This window comes from Arthrobacter sp. CAN_C5, from assembly GCF_017875735.1.
GTDB lineage: Bacteria > Actinomycetota > Actinomycetes > Actinomycetales > Micrococcaceae > Arthrobacter_D.
On record NZ_JAGGMZ010000001.1, the window covers coordinates 1,150,538 to 1,168,838 of the forward strand.

General features: G+C 64.7%; 14 protein-coding genes. 12 read left to right on the forward strand and 2 right to left on the reverse strand.

Going from position 1 to position 18,301, the window contains the following annotated elements; all coding sequences use genetic code 11:
• Nucleotides 1-40: 40 nt before the first annotated feature.
• Genes rfbB through H4V95_RS05505 form a run of 3 tightly spaced genes read left to right on the forward strand, consistent with a single transcriptional unit; the run spans nt 41 to nt 2,893 of the window.
• Nucleotides 41-1,039 carry a dTDP-glucose 4,6-dehydratase gene (gene rfbB, locus H4V95_RS05495; protein WP_209729196.1) on the forward strand — a complete coding sequence of 333 codons (999 nt, stop codon included), beginning with the start codon at nt 41-43 and terminating at the stop codon, nt 1,037-1,039.
• Nucleotides 1,036-2,430 (forward strand): dTDP-4-dehydrorhamnose reductase, encoded by a 1,395-nt coding sequence (rfbD, locus tag H4V95_RS05500; RefSeq protein ID WP_209729198.1) that lies wholly within the window; start codon nt 1,036-1,038, stop codon nt 2,428-2,430. Before rfbB ends, rfbD begins: the two co-directional genes overlap by 4 nt.
• 37 nt (nt 2,431-2,467) lie before the next feature.
• Nucleotides 2,468-2,893 carry a hypothetical protein gene (locus tag H4V95_RS05505; protein WP_209729200.1) on the forward strand — a complete coding sequence of 142 codons (426 nt, stop codon included), beginning with the start codon at nt 2,468-2,470 and terminating at the stop codon, nt 2,891-2,893.
• Nucleotides 2,894-2,922: 29 nt separating this feature from the next.
• On the opposite strand, the gene H4V95_RS05510 is transcribed toward H4V95_RS05505, so the two are convergent.
• Nucleotides 2,923-6,882 (reverse strand): FtsK/SpoIIIE domain-containing protein, encoded by a 3,960-nt coding sequence (locus tag H4V95_RS05510; RefSeq protein ID WP_209729202.1) that lies wholly within the window; start codon nt 6,880-6,882, stop codon nt 2,923-2,925.
• A gap of 187 nt (nt 6,883-7,069) precedes the next feature.
• Between H4V95_RS05510 and H4V95_RS05515 the strand changes: the two genes are divergently transcribed.
• From H4V95_RS05515 to H4V95_RS05535, 5 genes are read left to right on the forward strand one after another with little or no spacing between them, the layout of a single operon-like run.
• Nucleotides 7,070-8,359 carry a nucleotide sugar dehydrogenase gene (locus H4V95_RS05515; protein WP_209729204.1) on the forward strand — a complete coding sequence of 430 codons (1,290 nt, stop codon included), beginning with the start codon at nt 7,070-7,072 and terminating at the stop codon, nt 8,357-8,359.
• Nucleotides 8,360-8,396: 37 nt separating this feature from the next.
• The gene (locus H4V95_RS05520; RefSeq protein ID WP_209729206.1) at nt 8,397-8,993 is read left to right on the forward strand and encodes an acyltransferase; all 597 of its coding nucleotides are present in this window, start codon (nt 8,397-8,399) and stop codon (nt 8,991-8,993) included.
• Nucleotides 8,990-10,090, forward strand: a complete 1,101-nt coding sequence (locus H4V95_RS05525) for a DegT/DnrJ/EryC1/StrS aminotransferase family protein (RefSeq protein WP_209729207.1) — start codon at nt 8,990-8,992, stop codon at nt 10,088-10,090. Before H4V95_RS05520 ends, H4V95_RS05525 begins: the two co-directional genes overlap by 4 nt.
• 2 nt (nt 10,091-10,092) lie before the next feature.
• On the forward strand, nt 10,093-11,094 hold the full coding sequence (locus H4V95_RS05530) for a Gfo/Idh/MocA family protein (RefSeq protein ID WP_209729209.1): 1,002 nt from the start codon (nt 10,093-10,095) through the stop codon (nt 11,092-11,094).
• Between the two features lie 2 nt (nt 11,095-11,096).
• On the forward strand, nt 11,097-12,239 hold the full coding sequence (locus tag H4V95_RS05535; protein ID WP_196865698.1) for a glycosyltransferase: 1,143 nt from the start codon (nt 11,097-11,099) through the stop codon (nt 12,237-12,239).
• On the opposite strand, the gene wecB is transcribed toward H4V95_RS05535, so the two are convergent.
• Entirely contained in the window at nt 12,214-13,296 is a 1,083-nt protein-coding gene (gene wecB / locus H4V95_RS05540) for a non-hydrolyzing UDP-N-acetylglucosamine 2-epimerase (protein ID WP_209729211.1), read from the reverse strand. The two genes, H4V95_RS05535 and wecB, sit on opposite strands and share 26 nt — an antisense overlap.
• A 143-nt stretch (nt 13,297-13,439) precedes the next feature.
• Here wecB and glf point away from each other — a divergent pair, with 143 nt between their 5' ends.
• From glf to H4V95_RS05560, 4 genes are read left to right on the forward strand one after another with little or no spacing between them, the layout of a single operon-like run.
• Nucleotides 13,440-14,627, forward strand: coding sequence for a UDP-galactopyranose mutase (glf, locus tag H4V95_RS05545; RefSeq protein WP_209729213.1), 1,188 nt, complete (start codon nt 13,440-13,442; stop codon nt 14,625-14,627).
• Nucleotides 14,624-16,624 carry a glycosyltransferase gene (locus H4V95_RS05550; protein WP_209729215.1) on the forward strand — a complete coding sequence of 667 codons (2,001 nt, stop codon included), beginning with the start codon at nt 14,624-14,626 and terminating at the stop codon, nt 16,622-16,624. The genes glf and H4V95_RS05550 overlap by 4 nt, the downstream gene beginning before the upstream one ends.
• A gap of 6 nt (nt 16,625-16,630) precedes the next feature.
• Entirely contained in the window at nt 16,631-17,521 is an 891-nt protein-coding gene (locus H4V95_RS05555) for an ABC transporter permease (RefSeq protein ID WP_209729217.1), read from the forward strand.
• A 3-nt stretch (nt 17,522-17,524) separates the two neighbouring features.
• Nucleotides 17,525-18,250 carry an ABC transporter ATP-binding protein gene (locus H4V95_RS05560; protein ID WP_209729219.1) on the forward strand — a complete coding sequence of 242 codons (726 nt, stop codon included), beginning with the start codon at nt 17,525-17,527 and terminating at the stop codon, nt 18,248-18,250.
• Nucleotides 18,251-18,301 lie beyond the last annotated feature (51 nt).

Genomic DNA, 18,301 nt, shown 5'->3' on the forward strand with positions numbered 1-18,301 from the left:
CACCTAGGAATTCGGCGCGGCTTGCGGATACATTGTCGGTATGCGCAGATCATTGGTGACCGGGGGCGCCGGTTTTATTGGGTCAAATTTCGTCCGCCATTTACTCGCGGTCGCTGACGACTCGGTCACCGTGCTGGACAAGCTGACCTACGCGGGGAGCCGGTCCTCGCTGGAGGGCCTGGATCCGGACCGGGTGTCGGTGGTCACCGGGGATATTGCTGACGCCGTCCTTGTAGACCGGTTGTTCAGCGGACATGACCTGGTGGTTCATTTCGCAGCCGAAACCCACAACGACAATTCGCTTCGCGACCCGGGACCCTTCCTGCACAGCAACATCGTCGGAACCTACACCCTCCTGGAAGCGGCCCGGAAGCATGGGATCCGCTTCCACCACGTGTCCACCGACGAGGTATACGGGGACCTGGAACTGGACGATCCAGCCCGGTTCACCGAGCTGACGCCCTACAACCCGTCGAGCCCGTATTCGTCAACGAAAGCTGCGTCTGACCTCTTGGTACGGGCCTGGGTCAGGTCATTTGGCGTACGTGCCACCATCAGCAACTGCTCCAACAACTACGGACCCTTCCAGCATGTCGAAAAGTTCATTCCCCGCCAGATCACCAATGTGCTCCAGGGCCAGCGCCCCCGACTCTACGGGGACGGCCTGAACGTGCGGGACTGGATCCACACCGAAGATCACTCGTCGGCGGTCCTCGCCGTGATCGATCGGGGAACGATCGGGGAAACCTATCTGATTGGTGCCGACGGGGAGCGCAGCAATATCGAGGTGGTGCGGACACTGCTCCGGCTCATGGGCGAACCCGAAACCGCGTTCGATTTGGTGCGGGATCGGGTTGGGCACGACCGTCGGTACGCGATCGATTCAACACGCCTCAGATCAGAACTGGGGTGGACTCCACGGTTCGTTGATTTCGAGGCAGGTCTCACTCACACCATCGAGTGGTACCGGGATCACAGCCCCTGGTGGGAACCCGGCAAGGAGGCAGTGGAAGCGCTCTACGGGGCCACCGGTCAATGAGCGAGCTGTCGCTGGTGGAGACCCCCATTCCCGGCCTGATGCTCATCACCCTGCCCGTCCACGGCGATGGCCGCGGCTGGTTCAAGGAAAACTGGCAGCGGGAGAAAATGGTGGCCCTTGGCCTGCCCGACTTCGGGCCCGTGCAGAACAACATCTCCTATAACGCGACTGCGGGAACCACCAGGGGTATCCACGCCGAGCCATGGGACAAATTCGTCACAGTCGCCACCGGTCGGGTCTTTGGGGCGTGGGTCGACCTGCGGGAGGGGCCAGGGTTCGGCACCGTCTTTACCACCGAGATCGACGAGGCAGTGGCGATTTTTGTCCCCCGCGGGGTTGGCAACGCATTCCAGACCCTCGAAAAGGACACGGTGTACAACTACCTGGTGAACGATCACTGGAGTCCGGACGCTGTGGACCAGTATGTCCTGGTCAATCTGGCCGACGAGACACTGGATATCCAGTGGCCACTCCCGCTGGGGCAGGCAGAGGTGTCGGCGAAGGACCGCGACCATCCACGGCTAACTGCTGTACGACCCGTCCCGCCCCGCACCACCCTCGTTTTGGGTGCTGACGGGCAGCTCGGCCGAGCGCTGCGTGTGATGCTGCCCGATGCCGAGTTTTCTACCCGCCGGGACTTCGACCTTGCAGACGAAGCGTCTTACGACCGCGACTGGAGCCGCTATTCGGTCATCATCAATGCCGCTGCCTACACGGATGTCGACGGTGCCGAGACGACCGACGGGCGGCGCCGTGCCTGGGCCATCAACGCCGTCGCTCCTGCGAGGCTGGCGCAGATCGCCGCAGCGCACCGAATAACCCTCGTCCATGTGTCGACGGACTACGTCTTCGATGGTGTAGAGAATTCTTATCTGGACGACGCGCCACCCAGCCCGCTCGGGGTGTACGGCCAGTCCAAGGCGGCCGGGGACCTGGCAGTTTGCACGGCCGCGCCTCAGCACTACCTTGTGCGCACCAGCTGGGTCATTGGAGAGGGCCGGAACTTCGTCAGGACGATGGCGGCGTTGGCAGCCAGGGGGGTGTCACCAACCGTGGTCAACGACCAGATCGGGCGGCCTACCTTCGCCGGTGACCTGGCGGCGGCGATCCTTCACCTCATCGACTCCTCCGCAGCGTTTGGCACCTACAACATGTCCAACGCGGGGACGCCTCTTAGCTGGGCAGATCTGGCACGCGTTGTGTATCAGCGGGCCGGAGCCGATCCAGGCCAAGTGGTCGACGTCACGGCCAAGGAGTATTTCCTCAACCAGGACGCGGCGCCCCGCCCCGCTAAAAGTGTCCTTGACCTGACTAAGCTGGAAGCCTCCGGGTTCCAACCGCGGGACTGGGCGGACGCCCTGGCCGGGTACCCGGTGCGGGCGACCGACTAGACGATAGAGATGACGTACATGCCGCAGGATTGCACCGATGAGTGAGACGGCAAGCCAGTCGGCTCCGCAGGCCCGTCCCGCCGGGGTCACTGTCATTGCCGTGATCCTTGTGCTGGAGGCGCTGAGCTTGCTGACCGCCGCGGGGTGGTACCTCTACGGTCTCCTCACCAGTACGCCCACGTCGCTGGGCGGTGCCATCTTCACCCTGGTGTTCCTGGTGGTGCTGGCACTGTGGCTGGTGCTGGTGAGCTATCACCTGGTGAAGGGATACCGCTGGACCCGGTCTGCTGCGCTGGTCTTCCAGCTGTTCGTGATCGTCATCGCCGTGCCCACCCTCTCCGCCGGAATCATCCCGGTGGGTCTGGCTCTGCTGGTCCCGGCGGCAGCCGTCCTGCTGGTGCTGTTTACCAAGCCGGTGCTCGCCTACACCTCGCGGACCGGAGACAACCCAAAGGTCCTCTAGGGTCCGAAGCCACGACCGGTTCACCCTCGTCAGCCATTCTCACTCGGCCTGCGCGGCGCAGGGAGGGCAACCTGCACCTCCCGCACCTCTCCGCCGTCGAACAGGAACCCGCGACCGGGCCACGGCCTGGCATCACAATCCAGACGCACACCGAAGAAATCGCCGTCGGACGCCTGACGTGGTCCGAGGATCACCCCGGTCCGGCCGGACCGGGCCTGCGTACCGAGCGGGACCTTCGCAAGAATCGTGGCACCGTCAGTTACCGCCAGGATCAGGCGGTACCCCTGCGCGAAGAGCTGACCGAGGTGACGTTGGGTCTCTTGCGGCAGTTGGTCTGCATCATCGACGAGGAGCAGCGACTTTTCCGGTGGAACGCCCGTGCTGGCCAGGAGTTGTGTCTGCCCGGACCAGAAATCCACCGGATCCTCCCCGGGCGCGGGGCGCACACAGCTGGTCGTCGACGCGGCGGCGATCTGCTCGATCAGGGTCGAGCGTCCGGAACCTGGAGCACCAATGATCAGGAAGACCATACGCCGCGTCAGCGTGATGAAGACGACGTCGGCGTCGTCCCCGCCAACTCCGATCGGTACCCGACCGCAGTCGCCCGTAGCGTTGGTGAGCCGCGGATCGGTCCCGTGGATGGCCGTCGGCAGCGGCACCACCCGAAACGGGGCTTTGGCAGGTGTCACCGGAGCCACGCCACGGGCGCTTGACGTTTCACGCCGGCCAAGGATCACCTGGGCCAGGGCTCCCTCGGGGGTGGCGATGGGCCCCTGCACCAGGCACCGACCCGGCACGGGCTCGGTCGCTGGCAGCTTCGGCCACGAAAGGGTGGACTCCTGGGTGGCGCCCAGCGGAAAGTACAGTCGATTGGGCAGGAGGGGAAAGAACCGACCCGTGACAACCTCACGGCCACCAGATATAACCAGGGTGATGCCAGCCAGCTGGCCGTCACGAGCGAGATCCTGGATCAGTTCTTCGGCCCAGGGCCAGCGACTGGCCCTCAGTTCTCCTACCCAGCGACCCCACCCCGACACGACCACCGTCAGCGCCGGACCAGGATCCGGGTCCTGCCCCCGGCCCGGTGCCGCTGCCCCATCGCCCGACAGCCGCTCAGCGAGCAGCTCGGCGAGCCTGCGGACGACACGGGCAGCCCGGCGTGGTTCCTGGGCGCCGACATAGGCGCCCACTTGCGGGGCCGACGCCGCCCAGCTGAGGGTTCCGTCGCCATCAAGGATGTACAGGTGACGGTCGGGAAGGTATTCCAGCAGGCCGGCCACCACCTGAACGAGCGTGGCAGCGGTGCCGGCGACGGGCTGACCAATCAATGCCAGATGCGAATCAATGCCGGGGGCCCACAGCAGCGTTCGCTGGGTTTGTGCTTCGGGGAGGTCAAGGAGGCCCAGCACCACCGCACCCTCAGGAGCCGGGGCCATCGCCGATGCGGTGATGACGGTGGGGAGCCCCGGCAGGACCGGATAGTGCAGGGACTCGTATCTGAAATCCTCGGCAGCGGAGGCTATCGCGGCGACCGGCCCTGCCGGACCCCGTCGATCCTTGAGCCGCGGCCCGGCCATCGGCGACGCCGGGCGGCGGAAGGACATGTTCCACTCGATGACACCAGTCGATGACTCTTCGGTGTTCGGGACTGTTGATGCGGCCTGGAACAGCCTGGCCGGGCCCATCCCCAGCCGCAGCAGGGCACGCCCCGGTGTGTTGACCGGGATGACCGCGGCGGCGGAGGACCCAACAATGTCCTGTGATTCGAGGGCCGAACTGACCCGGAGCGCGATGCTCGCGCTTACATTGGCCCGGATGTCCGGGCCGAGGGCGCCCTGTGGCCGCTGGGTGGACATCACCAGGTGAACCCCGAGTGATCTGCCCACCGTGGCGAGGCGCACCAGCTCGCCAGCCGCGCCCGGCACATCCTCCATCAGCATCCTGAACTCGTCGATCACCACCACAAGACGGGGTAGCGGTGCACGATGAGCGGCGGGCCAATCGGCGATGTCGGTGACCAGATGGCTGGCAAAGAGCTGTTCGCGTCGTCGAAGCTCCGCCAGCAACGACACCAGGGCGCGGGAGACCGACGCGGCCGAGAGGTCGGTCAGCAGGCCAACCGCGTGAGGCAGGGCGGCCAGCGGCCTCAGTCCGGCGCCACCCTTGAAATCGATCAGGAGAAAGTTGACCTCTGCTGGGCTGTGATGGAGGGCGACGGACAGAATCAGGGTCCGGAGCAACTCAGATTTCCCTGAACCGGTGGTGCCGGCGATCACCAGATGAGGCCCATCGGACACCAGGTCAAACAACTGGACGCCTTCGGCACTCCTGCCGATTGCCGCGGTAAGCCCGGGCAGCGGCCGCGACCAGGCCCGGAGCACCTGATCGGGGGTGGAAGGCGCAATCCGGTCAAGGCTGATCCGGGGTGGCAGGACGAGCGGGGCGTCATACGACGCCTTTCCCTCGTCCCCGCAGGCAGGCAATGTCCGACCGCCGAGAGCGCGAGCCAGCCGTCCAAAGGAGATGCTGCTCACCAGATCAGGGCGGAAGCTGATGGTCCGTATGCCCCCCAGTTCTGCCCCGCCACGGCCCAGAGTGACTGTTTCGCGCACAGTCCCGGAACCGTGGGACAGCTCGCCGGGCGAACACCCGAAGCGGAAAATCCCGGCCGCCTCTGGCACATGGTCGGCTGCGGCGGACCCGAACAGCAAGACGGGCACCCGCCCTGCGGTCCGCGCAAGGGCCGCCAGCTCGGATGGGCAAGCCAGAATCACACCAGGCAGAAAACGGGCATCCGCGGGTAGATCGGCGGGTGTTCCCACACAGATCGCGGTGCCCGGCCGGTGACTGAGCTGCAGGAGCAGCGATTGCGCCATTCCGAGCAGGTCCCGTCTGGAGCCGGAGAAGCAGACCTCCGGCGGCCCGGTGGGGTGGGTGCCGGCGGAGAGCTCGATCATCACCGGCACGTCGTCCAACAGCGGGCAGGTCCAGGCCGCGTCAGCCGGTTTCACCACGAGGTGCGCACGCTGGGCCGCCAGCCCCAGCCGCACATACACCGGGACCGATGGTGGTCCGCCGGGTCCGCCCGGTCCGGCCGAGTCGGTGGACGCAGGCGAGTACGCTGCCGCCGCCAGCGTCCCGATGTCATCAGTGGCCGCCAGTCGTCGTTGTCGGTCCTCTGCAGCCGCATTGGCCAGGGCTGCTGTGAAAGCCCTGCGCGCTCGCCGGCCGGTCACCAGCGGCACCAGAGCGGCGGTGGCGGAGAGCACGCTGAATCCGAGGAAGACCCACATCCCGGTGGCCAGGGCGAGGACGATGCCGAGGACCAGGGGCAGGACCGCCGAACCCAGCAGGACCGGATGGGAGGGGCGGGGCGCCGCTGACTGAACTTCCAACGGATCCCGCACGGCGGGAATCCGGTGGTTGAGTGCAACCTGGTCGAGCAGCACCAGACGGCAGCCGCTGTTACCGATCCGAAGATCCGAAGCGACCGAGATCGTGGCCTCCGCAACCCGGACACCGTCAACCCAGGTGCCGTTGGCCGAGGCAACATCGTGCAGGGTGACACGGTTCGTCTCGACGGTCAGGAGGGCGTGGCGCCGCGACACCGCAGGATCCTCCAACACGATATGGGAATTTAGGCGGCCGATCGTGTAGGTGCCGCGGCGCAGCCCGATCAGCTGGCCGGCGTCCGGCCCTGTGCTGACCACCAGCACCAGATTCGGCAGCCGTCCGCGCCGGGTTCGCGCTGACGGCCCACCCCCGGCCACGATCACCGCCCCGTTCACCAGCGGCGCAAGGCCAAGGGTCAGCGACTCCAGTGGCTGGCCAGCCACAGCGCAGGCGGCGCTGGTGTGATGTTCGACCAGCAGCGCCCTCAGGGCAAGGACCGAGTCGACAATTGAGGTATCAACCACCAGTTCCACGACGGTGCCCGGAGCGGGTCGGGCCACGCCCGGGGCGCCGACGAGCGAGAGGTGCAGCAGCATCGGGCCGCCTTGGGACGGGGACGGGTGGTGCGACTGACGCTATCGGGAGGAGGGGCAGGCGATCGTGGACGCCACCGGGAATGTGGACAACCCTAGATCAGGTGTTTTTCCCCGACTGCCTATAGGCTTGACTACTGGGTCCGGTCGGACATGTTCACTACCCGCCTCTAGAGAAGGTCAATGATTCGTGAAGATTGCTGTTATTGCGCTTGGAAAAATCGGGCTCCCGCTCGCCGTGCAGTTCGCGTCCAAAGGCCACGAGGTGGTTGGCGTGGACGTGAACGCACAGGTCGTCGAGCTGGTGAACCGGGCCACTGAGCCATTTCCCGGCGAGGCACACCTGCAGGAGATGCTCTCGGAGCTGGTTCCAGCTGGCCGGCTGCGTGCCACCACCGACTACGCTGACGCCGTCCCCGGAGCGGACGCCGTCGTGCTCGTGGTTCCCTTGTTCGTGGATCAGGACGCGAAACCAGACTTCGGTTGGATGGACTCCGCAACAACGGAGCTGGCCCGGCACCTGACCCCCGGCACCCTGGTTTCGTTCGAGACCACCCTTCCGGTGGGCACCACCCGCACCCGGTGGAAGCCGATGCTCGAGGAAGGTTCCGGCCTGGTCGAAGGAAAGGATTTCCACCTTGTCTTCTCCCCGGAGCGGGTCCTGACCGGGCGCGTCTTCGAAGACCTGAAGAAATATCCCAAACTGGTCGGCGGCCTGTCCGACGCCGGAGCCGCCGCTGCCATCGAATTCTACGAAGCGGTGCTCGACTTCGACGACCGTCCTGACCTTGACCGCGGCAACGGCGTCTGGGACCTTGGCTCCGCCGAAGCATCAGAACTGGCCAAACTGGCCGAGACGACCTACCGGGACGTCAACATCGGCCTGGCCAACCAGTTTGCCCGTTTCGCCGCGACCGCCGGGATCGACATTTACCAGGTCATTGACGCGTCGAACTCCCAGCCCTACAGCCACATCCACCAGCCCGGCATCGCTGTGGGGGGTCACTGCATTCCCGTGTACCCACGGTTGTACCTCTGGAACGACCCGGATGCCACGGTGGTCCGGGCCGCCCGGGAAGCCAACGCGGGGATGCCCGACTACACCATCGGCCTGCTCGAGGGTGCGTACGGCGACCTTTCCGGAGCGAGGGTGGTGGTGCTCGGTGCGGCCTACCGGGGCGAGGTCAAAGAGACAGCGTTCTCGGGAGTCTTCGCAGCGGTGGACTCCTTGAAGTCGCGCGGGGCGACCGCTCTGGTCCACGATCCGATGTACACCGACGAGGAACTGCAGCGGCTCGGATTCGATCCCTACCACCTCGGCGAGCCGGTCGACGCCGCCGTGGTGCAGGCCAACCACGCATCCTATGCGTCACTGAGCCCGGCGGACCTGCCGGGCATCAAGGCGTTCATTGACGGACGCCGGGTGAGCTCGGCTGAACACTGGGACGGTGTTCTTTACCGGGTCATCGGCAAGGCCTGACAGTACGGATGCCAATTCACTACGGAAGAGGAACTCGATGAGCTTCATCGCGGACGGCGCAGACGTGTCCGGACAGGCCACCCTGGGTGAGGGGACCAAGGTATGGCACCTGGCGCAGGTACGGGAGCAAGCGGTCCTCGGCGCCAACTGCATTGTCGGCAGAGGAGCCTACATCGGCACGGGTGTGAAGATCGGTGCGAATTCCAAGATCCAGAACTACGCGCTGGTCTACGAGCCGGCGACGCTGGGGCGCGGGGTCTTCATCGGTCCCGCCGTGGTGCTCACCAATGACACCTACCCCCGGTCGGTGTCGCCCGACGGCGAACTCAAGAGCGCCCACGACTGGACGCCCGTCGGCGTCACCATCGGCGACGGTGCCTCCATCGGCGCCCGCGCGGTCTGCGTGGCACCGGTCAGCATCGGGGAGTGGGCAACCGTTGCCGCGGGCGCCGTGGTCACCAAGGATGTCCCCGCCTACGCACTGATGGTTGGAGTGCCCGCGAGGAGGATCGGCTGGGTCGGCAAGGCCGGCCACCCCCTCCGCGAGGAAGCCGGCGAATGGGTTTGCCCCGCCACCGGGGAGCGATATGTGGAATCGAATTCAACACTGAAACCAGTAGAGGTAGAGGCATGAGTAAAGGCTTTATTCCGGCAGCGAAGCCGATTGTTGGGGATGACGAGCGGGCAGCGGTCGACGCCGTCCTCCTCTCGGGGATGCTCGCCCAGGGCGCCGAGGTGGCGTCCTTCGAGAGCGAGTTCTCGCAGGTTCTCCTGGACGGACGCGCCGCGGTAGCGGTGAACTCAGGCACCTCCGGCCTGCACCTCGGTCTGCTGGCCGCTGGCGTCGGGCCCGGGGACGAGGTCATCGTGCCGTCCTTCACCTTCGCTGCGACCGCGAACTCCGTCGCGTTGACTGGCGCGACACCGGTCTTCGCCGACATCGAACTGGACCACTACTGCCTCGACATTGCCCACGTCGAGTCGCTGATCACCGAGCGCACCAAGGGCATCATGCCCGTGCACCTGTACGGACACCCGGCCAACATCGTCGCGTTCCGTGCCCTCGCTGATAAGCACTCCATCGCCCTCTTCGAGGATGCTGCCCAGGCCCACGGTGCGGGGCTGGATGGCCGCAAGGTGGGTACCTTCGGCGACTTCGCAATGTTCTCCCTGTACCCCACTAAGAACATGACCTCGGGTGAGGGCGGAATGGTGTCCACCGGCGACGCGACCATCGAACGGAACCTTCGTCTGCTGCGCAACCAGGGCATGGAGAAGCAGTACGAGAACGAGCTGGTCGGGTTCAACGCCCGGATGACCAACCTGCACGCAGCGATCGGGCGTGTCCAGCTGACCAAGGTCATGGGCTGGACCGCGCAACGCCAGGCCAACGCGGCGTTCCTGGACGCCAACCTCACCGGTGTCCGCACGCCCGTGGTTGCTTCCGGCGCCGAGCACGTCTACCACCAGTACACCGTGCGGGTGGATGGCGGCGCTGCGGAACGCGACCGTCTGGCGGCTGCCCTCAAGGAGGACTACCAGATTGGATCGGGCGTGTACTACCCGATCCCTAACCACCGCCTGCCGTCCTTCACCAGGGAAGAAGACCTCCCCAACACCGAAATTGCGGCTAAGGAAGTGCTGTCCCTGCCGGTGCATCCTTCTCTGGACCAGGAAGACCTCGAGCGCATCGTCGCTGCGGTCAACGCGCTCACGACGGCAGGAGCCTGAGCATGGCGGATCTTAGAGTCGGCCTGATCGGCCTCGGGATGATGGGGCGCCACCACGCCCGGGTCATCAGAGAACTCGATGGCGTGGAATTGGTCGCGGTAGCCGACGCTTTCGGTGACCCTCATGGGGTGGCGGGCACGCTTCCGCTCTGCGGCTCGGTGGACGAGCTTATCGCCCAGGGCATCGACATGGCGGTCTGTGCCGTCCCCACCGGCTTGCACGAAGAGGTGGGACTGGCGCTGGCAGCAGCGGGTATCCACACAATGGTTGAGAAGCCTATCGCCTCGACCATCGAAGGCGGCCAGCGCCTCGTCGACGCGTTCGAGGCCGCGAACCTGGTGGGCGCTGTCGGACACATCGAGCGGTTCAATCCGGCGCTGCAGTCCCTGCGCGCGAGGATCGAGAACGGGGATCTCGGCGAGGTCTTCCAGATCGCTACCCGACGCCAGGGCCCGTTCCCGTCCCGGATTGCCGACGTCGGTGTCGTGAAGGACCTCGGAACCCACGATATCGACCTCACCTCCTGGCTGGCGCAGTCGCCCTTCGCCTCGGTATCTGCGCTCACGAGTACCCGCTCTGGCCGACCGCACGAAGACATGGTGACCGCGTCCTGCCAACTGGAGAATGGGGTCATCACCTCCCACCTGGTCAACTGGCTATCGCCCATGAAAGAACGCCTCACCGTGGTCACCGGCGAGAAGGGGGCCTTCGTCGCTGACACTCTGACCGCCGACCTGACCTTCTTCGAGAACGGCACCATCACCACAGAGTGGGAGGCTGTCTCCAATTTCCGTGGGGTCTCGGAGGGAAACATCACCCGGCTGGCGCTGACCAAGCGTGAACCCCTGCGCTCCGAACACGAGGCGTTCCGGGATGCGGTGTTGGGTTTGTCCAACAACATCGTCACCATGCGGGAGGGGTTGAACACCCTGAGGGTCGCGGAGGCAATCATTGAGTCGGCCCGTGTCGGCTCAACGCTGAAGCTCACGGCGTTAAAGCACTAGGTATGCCGCTTCGAATTCTTGTTGCAACGCGCATCTATGCCCCGGAGACGGGAGCGGCGGCCTTCCGGCTGGCAGCGATGGTGAGGGCGCTTGAGGACCGGGGGCACCACGTCACCGTTCTGACCACCTCATCGCCGGGTGCGAAACGGTCCTCCCCATCGGTCCGGCGTTGGCCGGTCCTGCGGGACAAGTCCGGCGCGGTCCGCGGTTATGTGCAGTATGCCAGTTTCGACATTCCCCTCTTCCTGCGGCTCCTCACGGCGCCGGCCTTCGACCTGGTCGTGGTGGAACCTCCACCCACTACCGGTGTGGTGGTCAGGGTGGCGTCGGCGCTACGCCGTCGCCCGTTTGTTTACTTCGCCGCCGACGTCAGTTCGGTGGCGGCCGAGGGCATCGGCGTGTCTCCGGCAGTGGTGCTGGTCCTTCGGGCGATCGAACGCTGGACCCTTGCGAGGGCGCGGAGAATCCTGACAGTCTCCGAAGGTGTCTCGACCGCTGTCGCGTCCCTGGTGGGTCCGTCCGACCTGATCGTCAACGTGGGAACCGGGGTCGACACTGATCAGTTCACCCATGAGGGGCCGGCAGGTCCCGACGGCGGCCGCTACTTCGTCTATGCCGGCACCATGTCGGAGATTCAGGGCGCCGGCGTGTTTGTCGACGCTTTCATCAGCATCGCCGCCGAGTACCCCGATGTCCGCTTGGTGATGTATGGCCAGGGGGTGGAGCTCGACGATCTCCGTTCCCGCGCCGAAGCAGTGTCCGCGCCGATCGATTTCCGGGGCAACGTGGATGGTGACCAGATCTCCGCAGCGCTGCGTGGCAGCGTTGCCGGCCTTGCCTCGGTGCGTCCGTCCCGAGGATACGACTTCGCGTTCGCCACCAAGGCATTGGTCAGCCTCAGCTGTGGCACACCCGTGATCTACGCTGGCGTTGGTCCGTTGAAGGACATCATCGCCGACGAAAACCTTGGTGTCAGTGTTGACTGGGAGCCGGCCGTGGTCGCGGCCGCGATGAGGGAAGCCCTCGCCTGGCCCCAGGACGCTGCCGAGCGCCAGCGAATTTCCGGTTGGGTCCTGCAGAACTACTCGCTGAGGAGCGTCGGGGCCAGGGCAGCGGAGGCTATCGAGGCTGCTGCGAGCGAGTAGCCCCGAAAGAAGTGATCGCATCGACCACCGCGGCTGCGGCCGCTCCGGTGCCGTAGGGCGCCGCCGATGTTTCCTCGGGGTGGGGGCGCTGGACGACGTCGGCGAGAGTGTTGAGGTGCTCTGACACCAGGACATTCCACCCGAGTTCCACGGTTTCGACCCACTCGGTCTCCGGGCGGATCGTGGTGCACGGTACCCGCAGGAGGAAGGCCTCCTTCTGCAGCCCACCCGAGTCGGTGATGACGCCGGCACTGTTCATCACGGCGTTGATCAGCCCAGGGTAGGCCAGCGGCGGACCCACGCGGATGGCGCCGGTCTCCAGCTCGATGCCGTGGCTCGCAGCCAAATCCACCAGGCGGGGGTGGGCCAGCAAGAGTACCGGCCTGTCCAGCTGGGACAGCGAAGAGATGATCTGCTGGAGCCTTGCCAGATCGTCAGTGTTGTCCGGACGATGGATGGTGCTCACGTAATACCCACCGGAGACCAGCCCTGTGGGCAGCGGTTCATCCCGGGCCCGAAGAGACTCACGGGTTTTGAAGAGAACATCGGTCATCACATCGCCGACGAGCACACTCTTGTCCGCGAGCCCCTCGGTGGCCAGGTGGGTCATCGCGACGTCCGTTGGTGCCAGTAAAAGGTCCGACGCGTGATCGGTGAGCACCCGGTTGTGTTCCTCGGGCATGCGGCGGTTGAAGGAACGAAGACCGGCTTCCAAATGGGCGACCGGGATGTGCAGCTTCACGGCGGCGAGGGCTGCGGCAAGGGTCGAGTTTGTGTCCCCGTACACCAGCACCAGGTCGGGCCGCTCCTGCTCGAAGATCTCTTCCAGCCCGGCGAGCATCGCGCCGGTTTGCTTGCCGTGCTTACCTGAGCCGACGCCGAGGTTATAGTCGGGGGCCGGAATAGCAAGGTCCTGGAAGAACACGTCCGACATCAATGAGTCGTAATGCTGGCCGGTGTGGACGATCAGGTGTTCGGCACGGCCTTTCATGGCTGCCGCGATCGGCGCGAGCTTCACAAACTGTGGGCGTGCGCCAACGACGCTGAGGATTCGCATGCGTTCCACTTTAGCGGTTGCCCGGGATGCCTAAATACAAGCCGCGCCCCGATTCTCCGGTAATCTTGAGCAGGCACAGCGCTGGGTAGCCAGCGCGGCCCCACCATGTAGCTGGCGCAGCCCCCAACAATTCAGGAGTGTTTGTGAACGTTGACCTCGTTGTCGTAGGGTCAGGCTTTTTCGGCCTGACCATCGCTGAACGGGCGGCCACCGAGCTCGGCCTGAAGGTGGCTGTGCTTGACCGGCGCCACCATATCGGCGGTAATGCCTACAGCGAGAAGGAAGCGCAAACCGGGATCGAGGTGCACCGCTACGGGGCGCACCTCTTCCACACCTCCAACGAGCGGGTCTGGGACTACGTGAGCCGGTTCACCGAGTTCACCAACTACGTCCACAAGGTGTACTCCAGCCACAAGGGCGAGGTGTATCCGATGCCCATCAACCTGGGGACCATCAACCAGTTCTTCAGGTCCTCCTACGGTCCCGCCGACGCCCGGGCGCTTATCCAGGAACAGGCTGGCGAGCTCGCCGGAACAGATCCGCAGAACCTCAACGACAAGGGCATCCAGCTCATTGGCCGGCCCCTCTACGAGGCTTTCATCAAGCATTACACCGGGAAGCAGTGGCAGACCGACCCGCGGGACCTGCCCGCTGAAATTATCTCGCGGCTTCCTGTTCGGTACACCTACGACAACCGGTACTTCAACGACAAGTACGAGGGCCTGCCGGTGGACGGCTACACGGCATGGATCGAGCGGATGGCCGACCACCCCAACATCACTGTCCAGTTGAACACCGACTTCTTCGACGACACCCACGAATTTTCACGGACAGCCACCCTGGGCCAGGTTCCGGTCGTCTACACCGGTCCGGTAGACCGGTACTTTGACTACGCCGAAGGGGACCTCTCCTGGCGCACCATCGATCTGGAAGAGGAAGTCCTCCCGGTCCAGGACTTCCAGGGTTGTTCAGTGATGAACTACCCCGACGAGGATGTTGCCTATACCCGGATCCACGAGTTCCGCCACTTCCATCCCGAACGGGACTACACGAAGGACGCCACGGTCATCATGCGTGAGTTCTCCCGGTTTGCCCAGAAGGAAGACGAGCCCTATTACCCGGTCAATACCAGCGAGGACCGCGCCAAGCTGAGCGCCTACCGCGACCTGGCCAAGGGGGAGAAGTCGGTGCTCTTCGGGGGCCGGCTGGGTACCTACAAGTACCTTGACATGCACATGGCGATCGGGTCAGCGCTGTCCATGTACGACAACAAACTTAAGCCGCACTTCACTGCTGGCGCCAAGTTCGAAAGCGGAGGAGTCGACGCATGAGCGATACCGTCACCACCACCCCCGAAACACCCGCAGGAGCCACACCGTGGCAGACCCTCCAGCGCGTTGTCCTTCCCAACCTGAGCGACCTCGATACGGCGCCTCTCTACATGGATACCGGCAGCGCCATGAGTGTGCAGCTGAATACCATGGACGGCAGCGTAGCCACGCAGGGTGGTGGACAGGCGCGGAGCAGCGACGGCAAGGAGATTCACGCCGAGGACTTCAAGTCACGCCGCTCCACCCTGGTCAGGGCGGGGGAGCGCGTCTCCTTCGGCACCTACTTCAACGCGTTCCCTGCGAGCTACTGGCGCCGGTGGACCACCGTCCAGTCGGTCCGACTGAGTGTGAAAACCAGCGGTTCCGGTGGTGTCAGCGTCTACAAATCGAACGCCCGCGGTTCCCTGCAGCATGTCGAAACGAAGCGTGTCACCGATACCGCGGTCACCACCTTTGATCTCACGCTTGCACCGTTTGGCGACGGCGGCTGGTACTGGTTTGACCTGGTGGCCGGATCCGGGACTCTTGTGCTGGACGAGGCTGAGTGGCAGGCTCCGCACGCCGGCGGTACCCACGGTTCGATCACGCTCGAAATCACCACCCTGAACAAGCCTGATTTTTGCCTGAACAACCTTTCCATCCTGGCCAACCACCCGGATTCCCTCGCCCCGCTCAAAGAGATCCTGGTGGTGGACCAGGGTACGCAGAAGGTGGCCGACCAGCCCGGTTTCGCCGAGGTGGAAGCTGCACTGCGGGGCAAGTTGCGGATCATCAACCAGGCCAACCTGGGTGGCTCCGGCGGGTTCGCCCGCGGCATGTATGAGGCGGTGGAGAACGGGAGCGACTACGCGTTGCTGCTGGACGACGACGTCGTCATCGAGCCCGAGAGCATCGCCCGGCTGCTGACCTTCGCCGATCACTGCAAGACCCCGACGATCGTCGGTGGCCACATGTTTGACCTCTACAACCGGACCGTGCTGCACACGTTCGGCGAGACAGTGAACCCGTGGCGCTTCCAGCCCGACCAGCCGGTCGAGGGCCAGACACTCGGTCATGACTTCGTCCGGTCGAACCTTCGCCACACCCCCTGGCTGCACCGCCGGGTCGATGTCGACTATAACGGTTGGTGGATGTGTCTGATCCCGACCGCCGTCATCCGGGATATCGGTTTGTCGCTGCCCGTGTTCATCAAGTGGGACGACGCCGAATACGGCCTCCGTGCGAAGGCCGCCGGCTACCCGACTGTCTCAATGCCGGGTTCGGCGGTCTGGCACGTCTCCTGGATCGATAAGGATGACCTGGTGGGGTGGCAGGCGTATTTCCACACCCGGAACCGGATGATCGCCGCGCTGATCCACAGTCCCTACGAGCATGGCGGGCGAGTCGTCAGGGAATCCGGCTACATGGACATCAAGCACTTGATCTCCATGCAGTACTTCACCGCGCGCGGCCGGATCATGGCCCTGCAGGACATCCTGAAGGGCCCCGAGTCACTTCACGAGGTGCTGCCCACGAAGCTGCCCGATATCCGGGCCATGGTCAAGGAGTTCCCCGACTCCCAGTTCAAGACCGACCCCGACGCGTTCCCCGCCGCGCGGATGGACAAGCCACCCCGTCAGGGGCAGGGATTCCGCGCGCCGTCCTACGCCACCCTGGTGCCGTGGGCGGCGAAGACCCTGGTCCGGCAGCTGAGCAGGCCGGTGCAGGATTCCAGCAGGGAACGCCCTCAGGCGGTCGTCGCCCACCAGGACAACAAGTGGTGGCGGATGTCCCAGTACGACAGCGCGGTGGTTTCCAACGCGGAGGGCAGCGGTGCCTCGTGGTATCAGCGCGATCCCCAGAAGCTGCGCTCAATGCTCACCGAAGCTGGGCGTCTGAACGCGGAGATTCTCCGGACTTGGCCACAGCTTAGTGCCCGGTACAAGGCTGCGGCGGCAGAGATCAGTTCTTTCGAAGCCTGGAAGAAAACCTTCGAGGCCCACTCAGAGAAGAGCTGATAACGGTTGAGCAGCAGCGAACTCATCACACCCGGACTGGGTGGTGGTCTCCGCGACGTCCTACGCTCCCGTTTCCTTCTGAAGCTGCTGGTCGCCAAGGAACTTCAGGTCAGGTATCGCGGCTCGGTCCTGGGGATTCTCTGGTCCTATGTGAAGCCCGGAGTGCAGTTTTTCGTGTTCTGGTTTGCCCTCGGGGTCTTCCTGGGGATGAACCGGAACACCGAGAACTATGCCATTTACCTCTTCTCCGGCATTGTGCTGATTAACTTCTTCAATGAGGCGCTGGGCAATGCCTCCCGTTCAGTGGTGGGCAACGGGGGGCTGATCAAGAAGATCTACCTGCCGCGGGAGCTGTTCCCCGTCGCGTCCGTCTGGGTTTCCGCGGTGCACTTCTTCCCACAGTTGCTGGTCCTGCTGGTGGCGTGTCTGTTCGCCGGCTGGACACCGGGGGTGTTTCAAATCTTCGCGGCCGTGGCCGGGTTCACGATCGTTGCGTTGCTCGCAACGGGTCTGGGACTGTTCTTCGGCGCAGCCAACGTGTATTTCAGGGACAGCGAAAATTTCGTGGACATGCTGTTGATGATTGCCACCTGGGCTTCGCCGGTTCTCTACACCTGGACCATGGTGCGGGACGGACTCGCGACGGCGTTCTCCGCGGGGACTGCCTCGGTGCTGCTTGTGATCTATCAGGCCAACCCGCTGACCATCGCGGTGGAGCTGTTCCACTTCGCCTTCTGGCTCCCCACCACCTCCGAGATCACCGATCCCGCGATCGCGGTCCCGCCCAATCTGCTCGACATGTGGCTTCCGATTGGGCTGGCGACCGCACTGCTGGTGACCATTCTGGGCCAGTGGACCTTCCGGCGGCTCGAGGGCCGCTTTGCCCAGGAGCTGTGACCCGTGACCACCGCCATTGAAGTACGTGGTATTTCCAAGCAGTTTGTCCTGCGCCACACCCGGTCCATTAAGGAGGCGTTCGTCTGGCTGGTCAAGGGCCGGAAGGGAGACCTCTCGCAGAAATTCCACGCGCTCGACAATGTGTCGCTCGACGTCCGTCAGGGGGAGTCGGTCGCCCTGCTGGGGCTCAACGGCTCCGGCAAGTCCACCCTGCTCAAGCACATCTCCGGGGTCATGCTGCCGGACAGCGGCACCGTGCGCACCCGTGGGAGGGTGGCCGGACTGATCGAGGTGGGGGCCGGGTTCCACCCGGATCTCAGTGGCCGGGACAACGTGTACCTCAACGGCGCCATTCTCGGCATGACCGAACAGCAGATCGATGACCTCTTCGACTCGATCGTTGACTTCTCGGAGATCGGGCAGTTCATTGACACCGAAGTAAAGTTCTACTCCTCGGGCATGTACCTGCGCCTAGCTTTCTCAGTGGCTGTGCACACCAACCCGGAGGTGTTCCTGGTTGATGAGATTCTCGCCGTCGGCGATGAGCCGTTCCAGAAGAAGTGCATCGCCAAGATCATGGAACTCGCCGCGGCGGGGAAGACCCTCGTTGTTGTCAGCCACGACCTGGACCTGGTAGCGAAGGTCTGTGAACGCGGTGTGCTCCTTGAGCATGGACGGATCGTCATGGACGCTCCCGTCAACGACGTGGTGTCCAGGATGCGCAGCTAGCACACCTATCGTCCCCTAGCTAGGCGCGGGGCTCCCACCGGTGCCGCAACC